Genomic DNA, 16529 nt, shown 5'->3' with positions numbered 1-16529 from the left:
GCAGGCGGCAACGGCGGCAAGTAAACGTGGCAGGGCCATGTGATATGCTCGGATCATCTTGGTCAAGCGGGCATTCTAACAACATCGTCCCGGCTGAGACAGTCGGCGTGCCGCTTGAATCCCGCATGTCACCATTCCGTTCGTAGCCGTTCGCATCATGTTGCATATCACCAATTCCCTTACGCGCACCAAGGAAGAATTTGTCCCGCTCACCCCGGGCGTAGTCCGCATGTACGTCTGCGGCATGACCGTCTACGATCTGTGCCACCTCGGACACGCACGGGTATTCGTGGTGTTCGACATGGCGACGCGCTGGCTGCGCGCCAGCGGCTATCGGGTCGAGTACGTGCGGAACATCACCGACATCGACGACAAGATCATCAAGCGCGCGCAGGAAAACAATGAAACGCCCGCCGCGTTGACCGCGCGCTTCATCGCCGCGATGCACGAGGACGAACGCGCGCTCGGCGTGCTGCCGCCCGACCATGAGCCGCGCGCCACCGCCTACGTGGCGCAGATGCTGGCGCTGATCGAACAATTGATCCGCGGCGGCCTGGCCTATCCGGCGCCCAATGGCGACGTTTATTACAGCGTGCGTGCCTTCCCCGCTTACGGCCGCCTGTCCGGCAAGAGCCTCGACGAGCTGCGTGCGGGCGAACGCGTGGAGGTCGACCCCAACAAGCGCGACCCGATGGATTTCGTGCTGTGGAAAGCCGCCAAGCCGGGCGAGCCGGCGTGGGACTCGCCGTGGGGGCCGGGGCGTCCGGGGTGGCACATCGAATGCTCGGCGATGAGCGCCGACCTGCTCGGCCGCCATTTCGACATCCACGGCGGCGGCCAGGATTTGCAATTCCCGCATCATGAAAACGAAATCGCCCAGTCGGAAGGGGCGAACGGCTGCACCTTCGTGAACTACTGGATGCACAACGGCTTCGTGCGGGTGGACAACGAAAAGATGTCCAAATCGCTGGGCAATTTCTTCACCATCCGCGAGGTGCTGGAAAAGTACGACGCCGAAGTGGTGCGCTTTTTCATCCTGCGCGCGCATTACCGCAGCCCGCTGAATTATTCGGATGCCCACCTCGACGACGCCAGGGGTGCGCTGACGCGCCTGTATACCGCGCTGAAAAACGCGCCGCCGGAGGCGGCCGCGCCCGACTGGAGCCAGCCCGCGGCGCTGCGCTTCCGGGCGGCGATGGACGACGACTTCAATACCCCCGAGGCGCTGGCGGTGCTGTTCGAGCTGGCGAGCGAGGCGAATCGCGGCGATGCCGCCGCGGCGCAGACGCTGCGCCGCCTGGGCGGGGTGCTGGGGCTGCTGCAGCGCGACGCGGCGGATTTCCTGCAGGCGAGGGCGGCCGGCGACGGCATCGGCGAGGCGGAGATCGAAGCCCTGATCGCTGCGCGGCAGGCGGCGCGCAAGGCGAAAGATTTTGCCGAATCCGACCGCGTCCGCGATACCCTGGCGGCAGCCGGTATCGTGTTGGAAGACGGGCCGGGCGGCACCACCTGGCGGCGTGCCTGAAGCGCCGGACGCACTGCCTTCAGCATGACGTCTCTCCCCCTTGTCCTGGTCGGTGCCGTGGGCTGGCAGCATCCCGCATGGCGCAACGAGTTCTATCCGGACGGCCTGCCGGATGACTGGATGTTGTCTTATTACAACACGCAATTCCAGGCGGTTTATCTGCCGGCATCCGTCTGGCAGACGGCCTCCGAAACAAGCTGGGAGCAATGGCTGAACGATACCCGCGCGGCGTTTTGTTTCGTGCTGGAGCCGGCAGATGCGACACCGGCCCAACCCGCCCAGGAACGGGTGTTGCTGGCCACGCAGGCCTGGGAGGCGCGCCATGTCTGGTGGCTGGACGAGACGCCGGACCTGCGCCTGCTGGCGCAACGCATCGCGCAGCAGGCGGCGACCGGCGAGCCCCTGTTTGTGTTCAGCCGCAGCGGCGATCTCGGTTTGCTGCAACAGGCCAACACCCTGAGGCAGGTGATGGGCTACTGAATAAGCGGCAAAGCGTCTGCATCATGGCCGTGGGACGGCTGCTCTTCGGTAAAATGGCAGCCCGAATGAAAATACAGGCTCGCTTTCTTGCAACACGACAATCTGGTCGAAATCGAAGACGTCGCATTTGGTTACGGTGCCCGGCAGGTTCTGAAGGGGATCAATCTGACCGCCAAACGGGGGCAGGTCATCGCCATCATGGGCAGCAGCGGTTGCGGCAAAACAACGCTTTTGCGCCTGATTGGCGGGCAGGTCAAGCCCGGCCAGGGGACGGTGCGCGTAGCCGGCGAGTCGGTGGGTGAACTCGATCCGGCCAGCCTGTACCGTCTGCGCCGCAAGATGGGCATGCTGTTCCAGTTCGGCGCGCTGTTCACCGACATGTCGGTGTTCGACAATGTGGCGTTCCAGCTGCGCGAGCACACCGACCTGCCGGAAGACGCCATCCGCGACCTGGTATTGATGAAGCTGCATGCCGTCGGCCTGCGCGGCGCCGCGCAGTTGATGCCGGCCGAACTGTCGGGCGGGATGGCGCGGCGGGTGGCGCTGGCGCGCGCGATTGCGCTGGAGCCCATGCTGGTGATGTACGATGAACCGTTTGCCGGGCTCGACCCCATTTCGCTCGGCGTGACCGGCAACCTGATCCGCCGCCTGACCGATACGCTGGGACTGACCTCGCTGGTGGTGACCCACGACGTGCAGGAGTCGCTGAAAATCGTCGATTACGTTTATTTCGTCTCGGAAGGCGTGATCGTTGCCGAGGGTTCGGCGGACGATATCCGCGCTTCCGATCTTCCATTTGTGCACCAGTTCGTGCACGGCGAAGCCGACGGCCCGGTACCGTTCCATTATCCGGCGCCGTCCTATGCCGTCGACTTGCGGCTGGGAGGATAAAGTGCTCAAACGATCGATCGAAAACCTGGGCAATCGCACGATACAGGGCGTCTGGCGCATCGGCTTCGCGGCCCGCTTCTTCCTGGCGATGCTGCTGCACTCGGGCACCGCATTCCGCCGCTTCGGCTTGACCGTCCGCGAGATGTACTTCACCGGCGTGCTCTCGCTCATCATCATCCTGGTGTCGGGACTGTTCGTCGGCATGGTGCTCGGCCTGCAGGGCTACGAAACGCTGCAGACCTACGGCTCGGAGGAGGCGCTGGGCGTTCTGGTGGCGCTCTCGCTGGTGCGCGAATTGGGGCCGGTGGTGGCCGCCTTGCTGTTCGCCAGCCGCGCCGGATCGGCCATCACCGCGGAGATCGGCCTGATGAAGGCGACCGAGCAGCTGTCGGCGATGGAAATGATGGCGGTCGACCCGATCGCCCGCGTGGTGGCGCCGCGCTTCTGGGCGGGGGTGATTTCGATGCCGCTGCTGGCGGCACTGTTCTCCGCGATGGGGATTTTCGGCGGCTATCTGGTCGGCGTGCAGCTGATCGGAGTGGACGAAGGTTCGTTCTGGTCGCAGATGCAAAGCGCAGTCGATTTCGAGCAGGACATCCTCAACGGCGTCATCAAGAGCGTGGTGTTCGGCGTCGCCATCACCACCATCGCGCTGTTCGAGGGCTATGACGCGCCGCCGACCGCCGAAGGCGTGTCGGGCGCCACCACGCGTACCGTGGTGACTTCCAGCCTGGCCGTGCTGGCGCTGGATTTCGTTTTGACCGCATTCATGTTCCGGGGAATCAACTGACAATGAACAAGACCGTACTCGATCTCTGGGTGGGATTATTCGTCATCGCGGGCATCGCCGCGCTGCTGTTCCTGGCGCTCAAGGTAGGCAGCATGAGCGCCGTAAACACGTCGGACAGTTACGAAGTCGTCGCCCGCTTCGAGAACATCGGCGGACTCAAGCCGCGCGCACCGGTCAAGAGCGCCGGGGTGGTGGTGGGCCGGGTGGCGGATATTCGTTTCGACAATGAAACCTACGAAGCGGCCGTTACCCTTCGTCTGGACAAGCGCTATGCTTTCCCCAAGGACACCACTGCCGCCATCATGACCTCGGGTCTGCTGGGCGAGCAATACATCGGCCTGGAGGCCGGCGGCGACAGCGTGAAGCTAAAGGACAAGGACCGGATTCTCATCACGCAGGACGCCGTGGTGCTGGAAAATCTGATCGGCCATTTTATATACGGTAAGGCTCAAGAAGGAGCGCCACAATGAAGATCAACGCACTCACCCGTACCCTGCTGGCGGCCGGCCTGTTGCTGGCCGCCCTGCCAGGACAGGCGGACACCATCAACCTGCAGCAGGCGGTGGAAATGAGCCTGGCGGCCGACCCCCGCATCAAGGAGCGCGAACAGGTGGTCGAAGCCGCGCGCGGCATGCTGCAGGAAGTACAGGGCAACGCCGGCTGGCGGGTCAGCGCCAACGCCTTCATCGGACTGGCGCCGGAAGCCGAGGGCGGCTTCTACCAGGGCGGGGCTTTTAACGGAACCAACCCGCGTACCGACGGCGACAGGATCGAAGGCATTTCCGACTGGACGCATCTGGATTTCGCGCTGATCAAGCCGCTCTATACCTTCGGCAAGATCGAGCATTACGGCGAGGCCGCGCGCGGCAACATCGATCTCAAGCGCGGCGAACTCAAGCAAACGCGCGGCGACACGGTCTACGACACCAAGCGTGCCTATTTCGGCTATCTGACCGCGCGCGATATCCGGGTTTTCCTGGAAGACATGCAGGGCCGGCTGGATCGGGCCATCACCTCGGTCGAGCGTGATCTCAAGGAGGAAACCGGCGAGGCCAAGCAGTCCGACCTGTATGCGCTGCAAGCGGCCAAGGGCTTGCTGGCCAAGTATGTGTACCAGTCGCGCGCCATCGAGAAAATCAGCCTCGACGGCCTCAAGGTGCTGACCGGTGCCGGGTTGAAGGCCGACCTGAAGGTGGCCGACGAACGTATCGAGCCGGTTGCCTTCCCGCGCGTCGATCTGGCCGAGTTCCAGTCGCGCGCCTTGCAGGAACGTCCCGAAATGCAGCAGCTCGAAGCCGGCCTGCGCGCCCGTCGCGCCCTGGTGGCCGCCAAAAAAGCCGATCGCATGCCGGACGTGTATGCCGGCGTGATCGGGCAGTTCAACTACGCTTCGCAGCGCGAGCGGCTGGACAATCCCTATCTCTACGACCCCTTCAATGGCGGCGGCCTGACCCCGGTGGTGGGCGTGAAATGGGACACCGTGTTCGGCGCTGCCAGCGCCCGCGTCAATCAGGCGCAGGCCGAGCTGGAAGCGCTCAACCACAAGAAGGCGTTTGCCGTGGCAGGCATTCCGTTCGAAGTGGGCGAGGCCTATGCCAATGCCGAGGCCAACTACAATGCGCAGCGCGATCTGGGCGAAGGCGCGGCGGCAGCGCGGCGCTGGATGGTGGCGTCGCTGGCCGATTTTGCGGCTGGGATCGAAAGCGCCGACAAAGTGGCCAATGCGCTCAAGAATTACGTCCTGACGCAGACCGAATATTTGCGCACGGTCAACGACTACAACATGAACGTGGCGCAACTGGCGCGCCTGACGGGTGAACTCAAGTAAGTAGCGGGCGTCTACTTCTTGACCCGGTTCATACAACTCCGATTTTCTCGAACAGGAATACCTACAACATGTTGCGCACATTCTTTTCGCTGCTGGCACTGATGCTGGGACTCAACACCGGACCGGCGTTGGCAGCCGACATGCCGCCCGATGTGCTGGCACGCACCACCACGCAGGAAGTCCTCGCGATCCTGAAGCAGGACAAGGATATCCAGAGCGGCAACCAGAGCAGGGTGTATCAACTGGTCGAAGCCAAGATCCTCCCCAACTTCGATTTCAACCGCATGACCCAGCTGGCCGTTGGCAAGCACTGGCCGCGTGCCACCGCCAAGCAGAAGCAGGAACTGGTGACCGAGTTCCGCAACCTGCTGGTGCGCACCTATTCCAGTTCGCTTACTGCGTTCACCAACCAGACGGTCGAGTTCAAGCCGCTGGCGATGAAGCCGGACGAAACCGACGTGACCGTGCGTTCCGAAATTCGCCAGCCGGGCGGGCAGCCCATTCCGATCGACTACAGCATGTACAAAACCGCCTTCGGCTGGAAGGTCTACGATGTGGCGATCGACGGCGTCAGCCTGGTGACCAATTATCGCGCGTCCTTTTCCAGCACCATCCGGCAGAACGGAATCGACGGTCTGATCAAGACCCTGGCTGCCCAGTCCGAACGCGGGACGTCCAAACCGGCGCCGCGCCCCGGCTTATGATTGTATGCGAGGGCACGCGCTGTCGTATCGCCGGCGCGGTGACCGTCGACAGCGTCGGCAGCCTGCTGCGCGAATTGCGGCCGCACCTCGCGCAGCAGGTCGATACGCTGGATTTCAGCGGGGTCGAGACTGCCGATTCGGCCGCTCTTGCGCTCATCTTCAGCGCCATGCGCCAGGCCCGGCAGGCAGGCCGCTCGCTGAGCTGTGCCGGCCTGCCCGCCAGCTTTATTACCCTGGCCGAACTGTATGGGGTGGCCGAGCTGTTGCCCGCATGAGCCAGGCAAACCCCGCGATCCGTGTCAGCGAACTGCGCAAGCGCTTCCGCACTACCCAGGCGCTCGATGGGGTTTCGCTCGATATCCAGCAGGGTGAGTTTTTCGGTCTGCTGGGGCCCAACGGAGCGGGCAAGACCACACTGATCTCGATTCTGGCCGGGCTTGCCCGGGCGGATTCCGGCCGTGCCGCCGTCATGGGCCACGACGTCGTGCGCGACTATCGGCAGGCACGCCGCGCCCTTGGCGTGGTGCCGCAGGAACTGGTCTACGATCCCTTCTTCAACGTGCGCGAAACCCTGCGCATCCAGTCCGGCTACTTCGGCCTCAGGCACAACGACGGCTGGATCGACGAGATCATGCATCATCTCGATCTCACCCGGCACGCCGACAAGAACACGCAGAGCCTGTCGGGCGGCATGAAGCGCCGTCTGCTGGTGGCGCAGGCGCTGGTGCACAAGCCGCCGGTCATCGTGCTCGACGAGCCCACCGCCGGGGTCGACGTCGACCTGCGCCGCTCGCTGTGGGAGTTCATCAGCCGCTTGAACCGCGAGGGGCACACCATCCTGCTGACCACGCACTACCTGGAAGAGGCCGAGGCGCTGTGCGGCCGCATCGCCATGCTGAAGAGCGGTCGCATCGTGGCGCTCGACGCCACGCGCAACCTGCTGCAGCTGACCAACGAGCATTGTGCGCAGCTGCGGCTCGACGCCGAAACCGTGCCGGCCGCCTGGCAAGGCCGCCTGCAACGCGACGCCGACGGCTGCTGGCGCGTCAATTTCGGCGACTATGCCGAACTGGAAACCCTGCTTGCCGACCTGCGCGGCGCCGGTGTGCGCGTGCTCGAAATGCATCTGCAGGAGCCCGACCTGGAGGATGTCTTTACCGACATCATGAAGCGCACATGAGCGGACTGTCAGCGCTCTTCTACAAGGAACTGCTGCGCTTCTGGAAAGTGGCGGTGCAGACCGTGGTTGCCCCGGTGGTGACGGCGCTGCTGTACCTGCTGATCTTCTCGCACGTGCTGGAAGCGCATGTCGAGGTCTATCCCGGCGTCTCCTACACCAGCTTCCTGGTGCCGGGGCTGGTGATGATGAGCATGCTGCAGAACGCGTTTTCCAACAGTTCGTCCAGCCTCATCCAGTCGAAGATGACCGGCAACATCGTGTTCGTGCTGCTGCCGCCGCTGTCGTACCTGGAGTTCTTCCTCGCCTACCTGGGTGCGGCGGTGATCCGTGGGCTGATCGTCGGTCTCGGCGTGTGGGCGGTGACCCTGTGGTATGCCCCGTTCCAGATGCCGCACCCGTTCTGGATGCTGGCGTATGCGCTGCTGGCCTGTGCCATTCTCGGTGCGGTCGGCATCATGGCGGGTATCTGGGCGGAGAAATACGACCAGTTGGCGGCGTTCCAGAATTTCCTGATCCTGCCGCTCACCTTCCTGTCCGGCGTGTTCTATTCGATCCACTCGCTGCCGCCTTTCTGGCAGACGGTGTCGCGCGTCAACCCGGTGTTTTACCTGATCGACGGCTTCCGCTACGCTTTCGTCGGCCAATCCGACACCGATCCCTGGCTCGGTCTGCTGGTCGTCGGTGCCTGCTTTGTGGCAATATCCGCCCTCACTCTGATGCTGCTGAAAAGCGGCTACAAACTCAGACACTAAGATTGAGCAAGACTCGCGAGGCAAAACAAGCATGGTCACCCCCGACGACATCAAAGGCTGGATCACCGAAAAACTGCCGTGCGACCACATCGAACTGGATGGCGACGGCCAGCATTTCCAGGCGGTGATCGTCAGCCCCGCCTTCACCGGCAAGAACATGATCCAGCAGCATCGGCTGGTCTACGATGCGCTCGGCACGCGCATGCACGCGCAGATCCACGCGCTGTCGATGAAGACCTACACCCCCGAAGACTGGGCCGCACGCTGAATGGACGCGCTGCTGATCCACGGCGGCAGCCCGCTTGCCGGTGAGGTACGCATTTCCGGCGCCAAGAATGCCGCGCTGCCGATCCTCACCGCCAGCCTGCTCACCGCGGAACCGCTGCGCCTCGGCAACGTCCCGCACCTCAAGGACATCAGCACCATGCTGGCGCTGCTCGGCCACATGGGCGTGCGCGTCACGCTGGACGAGCGCAACCGCGTCACTCTGTGCGGCGAATCCATCCCGCACAAGGAAGCGCCCTACGAAATGGTGAAGACCATGCGCGCCGCGATCCTGGTGCTGGGGCCGACGCTGGCGCGCTTCGGCGAGGCGCGCGTGTCCCTGCCCGGCGGCTGCGCCATCGGCTCGCGCCCGGTCGACCTGCACATCAAGGGCCTGCAGGCGATGGGCGCCGACATCCAGATCGAGCACGGCTACATCCACGCGCGCTGCAAGCGCCTCAAGGGCGCGCGCATCGTGATGGACGTGGTCACCGTGACCGGCACCGAAAACCTGATGATGGCGGCCGCGCTGGCCGACGGCACCACCGTGCTGGAAAACGCCGCGCGCGAACCCGAGGTGGTCGACCTGGCGCGCTGCCTGATCGCCATGGGCGCCAAAATCGAAGGCGCCGGCAGCGACGTCATCACCATCCAGGGCGTCGACGCGCTGCATGGCGCGGACTATTCCGTGATGGCCGACCGTATCGAGACCGGCACCTTCCTCGTCGCCGCCGCCATGACCGGCGGGCGCGTGCGCACCACCCACACCCAGCCCGATACGCTGGAAGCGGTGATCGCCAAGCTGCGCGAGGCGGGCGTCAAGGTCAGCGCCGGTGATGACTGGATCGAAGTCGAATCCGACGGCAAACTGAAATCGGTCGACGTGCGCACCGCGCCGCACCCGGCGTTTCCCACCGACATGCAGGCGCAGTTCATGGCGATGAACACCATCGCCGAGGGCGCGGCCAGCGTCACCGAAACCATTTTCGAGAACCGTTTCATGCACGTGCAGGAACTGCGCCGCCTCGGCGCCAACATCGAGGTGTCCGGCCACACCGCCCTGGTGCGTGGCGTGCCGCGGCTCGACGGCGCCACCGTGATGGCGACCGACCTGCGCGCCTCCGCTTGCCTCGTGCTGGCGGGCCTCGTGGCGGCGGGCGAAACCACCATCGAGCGCATCTACCATCTCGATCGCGGTTACGAACGCATCGAGGAAAAGCTCACCCAGCTGGGCGCGCGCATCAAGCGCGTGCACTGAAACAGACATTGACCATGAGCAACCCAGGCATCACGCTGGCCCTCTCCAAGGGGCGCATCTTCGAGGAGACCCTGCCGCTGCTGGCGGCGGCGGGCATCACTCCGGCCGAGAATCCCGAATCCTCGCGCAAGCTCATCATTGGCACCAACCGTGACGACGTGCGCCTCATCATCGTGCGTGCCAGCGATGTCCCGACCTACGTGCAATACGGCGCCGCCGACCTCGGCATCGCCGGCAAGGACGTGCTTAACGAGCATGGCGGCAACGGCCTGTATCAGCCGCTCGACCTGCAGATCGCCAAGTGCCGCATGATGGTTGCGGTGCGCGAGGGCTACGACTACGCGGGGAAGGTGAAGCAGGGCGCGCGCATCCGCGTCGCCACCAAGTACGTCAAGGCCGCACGCGACCACTTCGCGTCCAAGGGCGTGCATATCGACCTGATCAAGCTGTACGGCTCGATGGAACTGGCCCCGCTGGTCGGCCTGTCCGACGTCATCGTCGACCTCGTCTCCACCGGCGGCACGCTCAAGGCCAACGGCTTGGTGGCGGTCGAGCACATCAGCGAGGTCAGCTCGCGCCTGGTCGTGAACCAGGCGGCGTTGAAGCTCAAGCGCAATCTGATCCAGCCGGTGATCGACGCGTTTGCTGCGGCAATCAGGCACTAATCCCTTCGTGCCGGCTGCGACCGAACGCCTTTCAAGGAGGCGGTTGCAGCGTTGCGGGAGGTTGACTTGCCGCTGCCTCAATCCGGAAATCTGAAAGGAAACAGAATGGTGTTTACGGCAAAAGGCTCGCTGATGATCGAGGTGGGGGCGGGCGAACTGATCGACAAGATCACCATCCTGAAGATCAAGGCCGATCGCATGACGGATGCAGCCAAGCTCAGAAACGTGAGCCATGAACTGGAGGTGCTGAGCCGCGCCCGCGCGGAGAACCTCGGTCAGTCCGACGAGCTTGACCGGCTGGAAGACGCGCTGCGCCAGGTCAACGAGGCGTTATGGGTGATCGAGGATGATATCCGCGCCTGCGAGGCCGCGCGTGATTTTGGGCCGAAATTCATCGAACTGGCCCGCTCCGTATACATCCAGAATGACAAGCGCGCTGCGATCAAGAAATCGATCAACGCGCTTTGCGGCTCCAGCATCATCGAGGAAAAGTCCTACACGGAATTTTCCTGAACAGCCGGCAGCCTGGGGGTGATCGCATCGAGTACGGTTTTGGCGGACAGCCCGGCAAGATCGGCAACCTCGATGGCGTCGAATTCCCCCCGGCGGATCCCGGTGCGCGATGCCGAGGTGTGCGGCCCAAAAAGCGCCAGGCCGGGTTTGCCCAGGCATGAGGCGACGTGGCTCGGACCGGTGTCGTTGCCCACGATGTAGCAGGCGTCCTTCAGCACACCGGCGAGCTCGAACCAGTCAAGATACCCGTTGGGTCCCAGCAGCGTGTGGCCGGGGATGCGCTTGGCCAATTCGATTTCGTCAGGCCCCGGTGCGGTGACGACGTCATACCCCCGTTCGATCAATGCTCCAGCCAGTTCGCCATAGTAGGGCCAGCGTTTGTGCGGATGCCGTGCGGAGCAGCCCGGGATGAGGGCGACATAGGGTTTGCGAACCCCTTCTTTGTGGAGGAAGTCGGCCATGTCGTCAGCCATCCACGACACGTCCGGCTTCAGGCAGTGATGAGTCGGAACGCCCGCGTTCTTCAACTGGAAAGCCAGGCCGTCGAGCCCTGATTTCGGCTGTTCGTCCTTCTGCTTGCCGCTCCATGCGACATTGCGCAGGAACAGCTTGTGATAAAGCTCGGTGCGGCCCTGTCTCTGCAGGTCGTATGCCCTGGTGAAGCGCTCGTTCCGCAGCATGCTTGCAAGACGGATCCACGCACCGATTTTCCAGCGTGGCGCGCGGGAATCCGTCAGCACCCGATCGACATGCGGACACCGGTCCATCAGCTTGCGAAACGGTGGTGTCGTCAGCAGGACGATTTCTGCACCGGGATGAAACGCCCGGATGTCGCGCAAGGCACCATCGGCCTGGACGACGTCGCCAAACGCCCCCAGCTTGATGACGAGGATTTTTTCGGCAGCGCGGCTCATGTCGGTGGGCTCCGGAATCAGGCAGCCCGCTTTCCGAGAAGCGAGCGGCTGCGAACGTACAGTTTTTCCAGCAGGTGTGCAATGCTGCCTATCTTGTGGCGCTTTCGCCAGGCATGGCGGCCAAGGATCGATCCGCCCTGCGTCGCCGGGAAAGCCGTGCCCGAATGGCGCTCTGAAATGATCCGGCAGGTCACCGCGAAGATATGTTGCTCCTCCAGGACGCGGCGGCGGGCTTCTTCGATTTCAGGCAGCCGTTCTGTCCACGCGTCTTCGCGCATGGCGTTGCGGATGCGGTCTGCCGCACCGGCCGGATCGCGGATATCGATGGGAACGAAGCTCCCGGCGGGAAAGTAATCCGCAGCATTCGGCGCCCCGGCGTAAAACGGCAGGCATCGCCCAAGAAAGGCGTCGGAAAGCTTCTCGGTAATGTGATGCGGGCCGATGTGATTTTCGACGACGAGATGGTAGCGAAAGGGAGCGAGCGCGTCCGCCTTGTCGTCCATCGGGATGGCGCCGCGACCGAATACGGACATTTCCGGCAGCAGCTTGCGCATGGCTTCGATGAAATTGAAGCGCTGTGCGTGCAGCGTGTGCCATTGGCGCTTCGGCGAGTAGACGACGGAAATCCCCTGCGTTTTGTCGCGGGCGGAAGGCCCCCGAACAAGGTCGGCGCGGCGCATCCAGCTGTCCTTTGCGCTGCCGAAAAACCAGTGGTTTGCCGCCTGCTGATAGTGCCGGTTGGGATGTGGCAGGGCCCAGGGCGGCTGACTGGTGAGAACATGGCCGAACTGGGCGGCGAATCCGCGGCCATACGCCTTGATCGATGCAGGCTCGGTCGTGACCAGAAGCGTGTGCGCGTGTGGACAGGCCAATTCCTCGCGAGCCGCGCTGCGCGATTGTCCCGCGGCCGGCGGAACATCGTCGTACACGACCAGCCAGTCATAGTCGCGGATGGCACGGTCGAACAGGAATTCGCAATCCCCCCACCGGCCGTCTTCGTGAGGGAAGTAGCGTAGCCACTCACGCGGGTCGAGCCGGCTCAGAAACTTGACGCGTATCGGGCGCGACAATGCCAGGGTCATGTGCTGCTGTCTTTGTCGCGGCTTGGGGTTGGGGCGTTCATGGAGCGTTTGAGGAGCCGTGCTGTTGCATAAACTGCAGATGGTATAGGGGTTGACGCGTAAAATGAACACGCCCCGTCCGCCAACGAATTTTTCCTGCCGGAATGCGGGTCGGGAGACATGCCAGATATATGGAGAACAAGCTATGCTCGATCTGATTGGCGGGCAGGAGAAATGAGCGTGCCCAGCGTCATCTGGTGGGGGCGTTTCGACGCCGGCTATTCCCGCAACCGTATTCTGCGCAAGCTATTCGCCGAGTTGGGCTGGCAGGTCAGGGACTTCCATCCAACGTTCAGCAGCATGGGCGACTGGGAGGCGCGGCTGCGTTGGCTACCCAAGGCCGATCTGGTCTGGGTACCCTGTTTCAGACAGCGAGACCTGGCGGCAGCAAGCCGCTGGGCCAGGAGATATGGCATTCCATTGATATTCGATCCGCTCATCTCCGCCTATGACAAACAGGTGGATGAGCGGGGCAAGCTGAGTGCGGACAGCCTGCGTGCAAAGCGCCTGTTGGCCTGGGAGCAGGCGCTGTTTCGGCGTGCCGACCGGATTGTTGCCGACACGCCTGCCCATGCGGACTACTACGCCCGGGTCCTGGGGGTGGAAAGCAGGAAGCTCGATGTGGTCTACGTGGGTGCGGAGGAGGCGAAGTTCCAGCCCGGGCCGCTTCCGCCGGAAAGATCGGACGAGCCCCAGGAAGCACTGTTCTACGGCAGCTTCATCCCGCTCCAGGGGCCGCAGGTGGTCGTCGAGGCCGCGATGCTGTATACGGGGCCGCCGCTTAAGTGGGTTCTTCTTGGGCAGGGGCCTCTGCGCAGCATGTGCGAGGAACGCGCTCGGGGGCTAGAGGCCGTACGCTTCGAAGACTGGCTTCCGTATGAGAGACTGCCTGAGCGCATTCAGCGGGCGGATATTCTTTTGGGGGTGTTCGGCATCACACCCAAGGCCGGTCGGGTCATTCCGAACAAGGTATTCCAGTCGCTCGCCAGCGGCAGGGTCGTGGTCACGCGTTCGGCTGCGGCCTACCCCGAGGCCTTGCTAGCCGGAGATAGCAACGGTCTTGAATGGGTACCTGCTGGCGATGCCCAGGCGCTCGCCGACAGGGTGGCCGTATTGGCAGGTAACCGGGCGAGATTGCACCAGCTCGGCGAGGCAGCCGCGGCGACGAGTCGTGAGTATTTCTCCGAAGCCGCAGTGAGGCGCCAGCTGGAAAAAGCGCTCGCAGGGGCAAGCGTCTGAACGCCATGGAAAAAGCTTGAGAAGCAAATACGGAATTAGTCGATGAGAATCCTTCACGTCTCGCACCAGCAACTCAAGTACCTGGGCGCCCGCAATTACTTTTTCCCGGTCCGGATCAACAACGGCTTCATCCGCAACAACCATGAGGTCTTCTGGTTCAGCGACCGCGACGTCGCGCGCTGCTCGAACATCTTCGGAACGCGCAGGATGGGCGTGAAGGCCTGCAACCGCAAGCTGCTGGAGGTGTGCCGCAATTTCCAGCCCGACGTCATCGCGCTGAGTTCGGCGGACATCATCCAGGCGGAAACCCTGGTCGAGGCACGGAAGCTGCTGCCCAATGTGGCGATCTTCCAGTATTTCATCGATGCCCTGTTCATCGAACACAACGTTCAGCACGCCAGGGGCAAGGCGGAGGTCGTGGACTGGACCTTCGCGACGACAGCCGGCCCGATCCTGTCCCGACTGGCAGGCTCGCATTCCCGGGTTGCGTTCATTCCCAATCCGGTGGATTCCAGCATCGACATTCACCGTTGCCACGAACGCACCGATCAGCCGCATGATGTTTTTTTCGCCGGGCATGCCCACAAATCGCTGGATCCGGAAGACCTCCGAGGGCGCGCCCATTCGCTGATACGCGAGCGTCTGCCGGCGGCGCGCTGCGCTTTTTACGGGCAAGACCAGGGTAACGCCTTGTACGGTGCTGCATTCATGCGCGCCCTTGGCGAGGCGAAAATCGGGCTCAATTTCAGTCAGCGTGACTCAGGATCGGAGCCGGGGCCGGGTGGCGCGCTGTATCTTTATTCCTCCGATCGCATCGGGACTTATCTGGGTAATGGTCTGCTGACCTTCACGACCCGCCCGTTCCGCCTGTCCGAGTTGTACGGGAACGACGCGATCGTCGAGGTGGACGGGCCGGAAGACTTCGTCGACAGGCTGCACTTCTATCTGGAGCATGACGGGGAACGTCAAAGGATTGCCGCCACTGGATACAACTTGGCACACGGCGAGTTCAATGAAAGGCTGGTGTCGCAATACATGATCGAGGCGACGTTGGGTCTGCCGTTTTCACATCCGTATCGCTGGCCGACCGAGAGTTTCGGTAGACAGATCTGATGCCTCAGGGTTGTGGGATGTTGCTGAAATAGTGGTCATGGCCGTCTATCACCTTGATCCATCGGTAGCCCAGCTTGTCCATTTTTTGCTTGAGCAGATCCAGTTTCACGTCTGCACATTCAATTTGCAGGAAGCACTGGTTCGAACTGAGGATATTGTGGGCACCATCCACAACCAGATTCTCGTGGCCCTCCACATCGATCTTGATGGCGATCACTTTGCCGTTTGTGTTCAACACATCGTCCAGGCGTTTGATCTCGATCTCGATGTTGCCGGAGTCGGATATCCGACGTGTCCCTCGGCTGCTGGTAGCCTCCGACGCATCGAATGTGATGCTGCCCGAGTGGTTTGACAAACCGAACTCATGCACCTTGATGCCGTGGGTCAATTTGTTGACGAACAGATTGGCGTACAACTGACAAAGGTTAGTGCGATCCGGTTCGAAAGCGTGCACCTCGATACCGGGGAAACGGTTTTTCAGAATGATCGAATAGAGAGCTGCGTGCGAGCCTATGTCGATGAACAAATTCGGTTGGATTTGACCGAGCGACTCGGTCAGATAAGTGATCTGTTCGTACTCATACAGTTCCAGAGCAACTTTCTTGTCCAAGCTATGACGCCAATCGAAAAGGTAGCGTGCACCGTAGGCCGAGCCAATCGAATAACCGCCATTGATAACCATGTAATACCGTTTGAGCAGGCTGGCGAGTGGCTTGCGCAGGAGTTTTCTGAGTTTCATGGGGTCTATGGTAGGGTGTGATTAAGCTCTTTTCGCATATTGAAGGCATACATGAACAACTGGTTGCCCAGTCCTCCAGCCAAGCGGGCGATGACGCAAGGTGAATTCATATTGGCCGAGCTGGCAAAGGCAGAGATTTTATCAGGTCGGCAGGTGAAGCGTTTCTGGCCCTGAACGCGAGGGCGATCAACGCGGCGTTCGTGCCAGCTGTTCATATAGCTCCAGCGTCTGCTCAAGCATTTCCCGCAGCGGGAAGAAATCCCCACTCGGCACCGGCTCCGGATGCTGCAGCAGCTGGCCAATGCGCTGGCAGGCTTCGTCGATGCGGTCCATTGGCAGCAGGCCCGCAGGGTAGATGGTGCGTAGGATTTCCCCCACCCCGCCATGATCGAAGCCTGCCATCGGCACCCCCAGCCGCAGCGCCTCCAGCGTGGTGCGGCCAAACGATTCGGGCTGGGAGGAGAGCGACAGCACCAGGCTGGAAATCGCCAGGATGTTTTTCAGGTCGTCGCGCTGGCCGGTGAAGCTGATGTCGGCTTCCAGCCCCATGCTG

The 16529-nt window shown here is 62.7% G+C and carries 21 protein-coding genes; 17 read left to right on the top strand and 4 right to left on the bottom strand.

What is annotated here, in order from left to right; all coding sequences use genetic code 11:
• The first annotated feature begins 157 nt into the window (after positions 1-157).
• The 14 genes from cysS to BGO62_RS15370 all read left to right on the top strand — a co-directional run bounded on the left by cysS (position 158) and on the right by BGO62_RS15370 (position 10850).
• Positions 158-1525, top strand: a complete 1368-nt coding sequence (gene cysS, locus BGO62_RS15435) for a cysteine--tRNA ligase (RefSeq protein ID WP_296644165.1) — start codon at positions 158-160, stop codon at positions 1523-1525.
• Positions 1526-1549: 24 nt separating this feature from the next.
• A complete protein-coding gene (locus BGO62_RS15430; protein ID WP_296644161.1) occupies positions 1550-2005 on the top strand; it encodes a hypothetical protein in 456 nt (151 codons plus the stop codon).
• An 87-nt stretch (positions 2006-2092) separates the two neighbouring features.
• Positions 2093-2896 (top strand): ABC transporter ATP-binding protein, encoded by an 804-nt coding sequence (locus BGO62_RS15425; RefSeq protein ID WP_296644157.1) that lies wholly within the window; start codon positions 2093-2095, stop codon positions 2894-2896.
• Between the two features lies 1 nt (position 2897).
• Entirely contained in the window at positions 2898-3686 is a 789-nt protein-coding gene (gene mlaE / locus BGO62_RS15420; protein WP_296644154.1) for a lipid asymmetry maintenance ABC transporter permease subunit MlaE, read from the top strand.
• A 2-nt stretch (positions 3687-3688) separates the two neighbouring features.
• Entirely contained in the window at positions 3689-4156 is a 468-nt protein-coding gene (mlaD, locus tag BGO62_RS15415) for an outer membrane lipid asymmetry maintenance protein MlaD (protein ID WP_296644152.1), read from the top strand.
• The gene (locus BGO62_RS15410) at positions 4153-5514 is read left to right on the top strand and encodes a TolC family protein (protein ID WP_296644150.1); all 1362 of its coding nucleotides are present in this window, start codon (positions 4153-4155) and stop codon (positions 5512-5514) included. The genes mlaD and BGO62_RS15410 overlap by 4 nt, the downstream gene beginning before the upstream one ends.
• A 68-nt stretch (positions 5515-5582) precedes the next feature.
• Entirely contained in the window at positions 5583-6218 is a 636-nt protein-coding gene (locus tag BGO62_RS15405; RefSeq protein ID WP_296644148.1) for an ABC transporter substrate-binding protein, read from the top strand.
• A complete protein-coding gene (locus tag BGO62_RS15400) occupies positions 6215-6493 on the top strand; it encodes an STAS domain-containing protein (protein ID WP_296644145.1) in 279 nt (92 codons plus the stop codon). The genes BGO62_RS15405 and BGO62_RS15400 overlap by 4 nt, the downstream gene beginning before the upstream one ends.
• On the top strand, positions 6490-7398 hold the full coding sequence (locus tag BGO62_RS15395; protein WP_296644140.1) for an ABC transporter ATP-binding protein: 909 nt from the start codon (positions 6490-6492) through the stop codon (positions 7396-7398). The genes BGO62_RS15400 and BGO62_RS15395 overlap by 4 nt, the downstream gene beginning before the upstream one ends.
• The gene (locus BGO62_RS15390; protein ID WP_296644139.1) at positions 7395-8150 is read left to right on the top strand and encodes an ABC transporter permease; all 756 of its coding nucleotides are present in this window, start codon (positions 7395-7397) and stop codon (positions 8148-8150) included. The genes BGO62_RS15395 and BGO62_RS15390 overlap by 4 nt, the downstream gene beginning before the upstream one ends.
• A gap of 31 nt (positions 8151-8181) precedes the next feature.
• Entirely contained in the window at positions 8182-8418 is a 237-nt protein-coding gene (locus BGO62_RS15385) for a BolA/IbaG family iron-sulfur metabolism protein (protein WP_296644136.1), read from the top strand.
• Positions 8419-9672, top strand: coding sequence for a UDP-N-acetylglucosamine 1-carboxyvinyltransferase (gene murA / locus BGO62_RS15380; RefSeq protein ID WP_296644134.1), 1254 nt, complete (start codon positions 8419-8421; stop codon positions 9670-9672).
• A 14-nt stretch (positions 9673-9686) separates the two neighbouring features.
• Positions 9687-10337: an ATP phosphoribosyltransferase gene (gene hisG, locus BGO62_RS15375; RefSeq protein WP_296644131.1), complete on the top strand. Its 651-nt coding sequence runs from the start codon at positions 9687-9689 to the stop codon at positions 10335-10337.
• Positions 10338-10442: 105 nt separating this feature from the next.
• On the top strand, positions 10443-10850 hold the full coding sequence (locus BGO62_RS15370) for a DUF6165 family protein (protein ID WP_296644128.1): 408 nt from the start codon (positions 10443-10445) through the stop codon (positions 10848-10850).
• Here the strand turns inward: BGO62_RS15370 and BGO62_RS15365 are convergent.
• Together BGO62_RS15365 and BGO62_RS15360 are read right to left on the bottom strand one after the other, a co-directional pair.
• Positions 10832-11764 carry a glycosyltransferase family 9 protein gene (locus BGO62_RS15365; RefSeq protein WP_296644125.1) on the bottom strand — a complete coding sequence of 311 codons (933 nt, stop codon included), beginning with the start codon at positions 11762-11764 and terminating at the stop codon, positions 10832-10834. The two genes, BGO62_RS15370 and BGO62_RS15365, sit on opposite strands and share 19 nt — an antisense overlap.
• A 17-nt stretch (positions 11765-11781) precedes the next feature.
• Positions 11782-12846, bottom strand: coding sequence for a glycosyltransferase family 10 (locus BGO62_RS15360; RefSeq protein ID WP_296644122.1), 1065 nt, complete (start codon positions 12844-12846; stop codon positions 11782-11784).
• Between the two features lie 213 nt (positions 12847-13059).
• On the opposite strand from BGO62_RS15360, the gene BGO62_RS15355 reads away from it, so the two are divergent.
• Both BGO62_RS15355 and BGO62_RS15350 read left to right on the top strand, forming a co-directional pair.
• The gene (locus BGO62_RS15355) at positions 13060-14124 is read left to right on the top strand and encodes a glycosyltransferase (RefSeq protein ID WP_296644119.1); all 1065 of its coding nucleotides are present in this window, start codon (positions 13060-13062) and stop codon (positions 14122-14124) included.
• 207 nt (positions 14125-14331) lie between these two features.
• Positions 14332-15237 (top strand): glycosyltransferase, encoded by a 906-nt coding sequence (locus BGO62_RS15350; RefSeq protein ID WP_296644116.1) that lies wholly within the window; start codon positions 14332-14334, stop codon positions 15235-15237.
• A 4-nt stretch (positions 15238-15241) separates the two neighbouring features.
• Here BGO62_RS15350 and BGO62_RS15345 read toward each other — a convergent pair whose 3' ends face one another.
• A complete protein-coding gene (locus BGO62_RS15345; RefSeq protein WP_296644113.1) occupies positions 15242-15976 on the bottom strand; it encodes an FkbM family methyltransferase in 735 nt (244 codons plus the stop codon).
• 51 nt (positions 15977-16027) lie between these two features.
• Between BGO62_RS15345 and BGO62_RS15340 the strand changes: the two genes are divergently transcribed.
• The gene (locus BGO62_RS15340; protein ID WP_296644111.1) at positions 16028-16150 is read left to right on the top strand and encodes a hypothetical protein; all 123 of its coding nucleotides are present in this window, start codon (positions 16028-16030) and stop codon (positions 16148-16150) included.
• 12 nt (positions 16151-16162) lie between these two features.
• On the opposite strand, the gene BGO62_RS15335 is transcribed toward BGO62_RS15340, so the two are convergent.
• The coding region (locus BGO62_RS15335) for a glycosyltransferase (protein ID WP_296644108.1) at positions 16163-16529 on the bottom strand (367 nt) is incomplete at its 5' end.

Source organism: Thiobacillus sp. 65-1402, assembly GCF_001897685.1.
Taxonomy (GTDB): domain Bacteria; phylum Pseudomonadota; class Gammaproteobacteria; order Burkholderiales; family Thiobacillaceae; genus Thiobacillus.
This window is presented reverse-complemented; position numbering and strand designations above follow the sequence as displayed.

Coding starts and splice junctions, on each gene's coding strand:
- cysS (WP_296644165.1), top strand. CDS start 158: ATGTTGCATATCACCAATTCCCTTACGCGCACCAAGGAAGAATTTGTC.
- BGO62_RS15430 (WP_296644161.1), top strand. CDS start 1,550: ATGACGTCTCTCCCCCTTGTCCTGGTCGGTGCCGTGGGCTGGCAGCAT.
- mlaD (WP_296644152.1), top strand. CDS start 3,689: ATGAACAAGACCGTACTCGATCTCTGGGTGGGATTATTCGTCATCGCG.
- BGO62_RS15410 (WP_296644150.1), top strand. CDS start 4,153: ATGAAGATCAACGCACTCACCCGTACCCTGCTGGCGGCCGGCCTGTTG.
- BGO62_RS15405 (WP_296644148.1), top strand. CDS start 5,583: ATGTTGCGCACATTCTTTTCGCTGCTGGCACTGATGCTGGGACTCAAC.
- BGO62_RS15400 (WP_296644145.1), top strand. CDS start 6,215: ATGATTGTATGCGAGGGCACGCGCTGTCGTATCGCCGGCGCGGTGACC.
- BGO62_RS15395 (WP_296644140.1), top strand. CDS start 6,490: ATGAGCCAGGCAAACCCCGCGATCCGTGTCAGCGAACTGCGCAAGCGC.
- BGO62_RS15390 (WP_296644139.1), top strand. CDS start 7,395: ATGAGCGGACTGTCAGCGCTCTTCTACAAGGAACTGCTGCGCTTCTGG.
- BGO62_RS15385 (WP_296644136.1), top strand. CDS start 8,182: ATGGTCACCCCCGACGACATCAAAGGCTGGATCACCGAAAAACTGCCG.
- murA (WP_296644134.1), top strand. CDS start 8,419: ATGGACGCGCTGCTGATCCACGGCGGCAGCCCGCTTGCCGGTGAGGTA.
- hisG (WP_296644131.1), top strand. CDS start 9,687: ATGAGCAACCCAGGCATCACGCTGGCCCTCTCCAAGGGGCGCATCTTC.
- BGO62_RS15370 (WP_296644128.1), top strand. CDS start 10,443: ATGGTGTTTACGGCAAAAGGCTCGCTGATGATCGAGGTGGGGGCGGGC.
- BGO62_RS15365 (WP_296644125.1), bottom strand. CDS start 11,764: ATGAGCCGCGCTGCCGAAAAAATCCTCGTCATCAAGCTGGGGGCGTTT.
- BGO62_RS15360 (WP_296644122.1), bottom strand. CDS start 12,846: ATGACCCTGGCATTGTCGCGCCCGATACGCGTCAAGTTTCTGAGCCGG.
- BGO62_RS15355 (WP_296644119.1), top strand. CDS start 13,060: ATGAGCGTGCCCAGCGTCATCTGGTGGGGGCGTTTCGACGCCGGCTAT.
- BGO62_RS15350 (WP_296644116.1), top strand. CDS start 14,332: ATGGGCGTGAAGGCCTGCAACCGCAAGCTGCTGGAGGTGTGCCGCAAT.
- BGO62_RS15345 (WP_296644113.1), bottom strand. CDS start 15,976: ATGAAACTCAGAAAACTCCTGCGCAAGCCACTCGCCAGCCTGCTCAAA.
- BGO62_RS15340 (WP_296644111.1), top strand. CDS start 16,028: ATGAACAACTGGTTGCCCAGTCCTCCAGCCAAGCGGGCGATGACGCAA.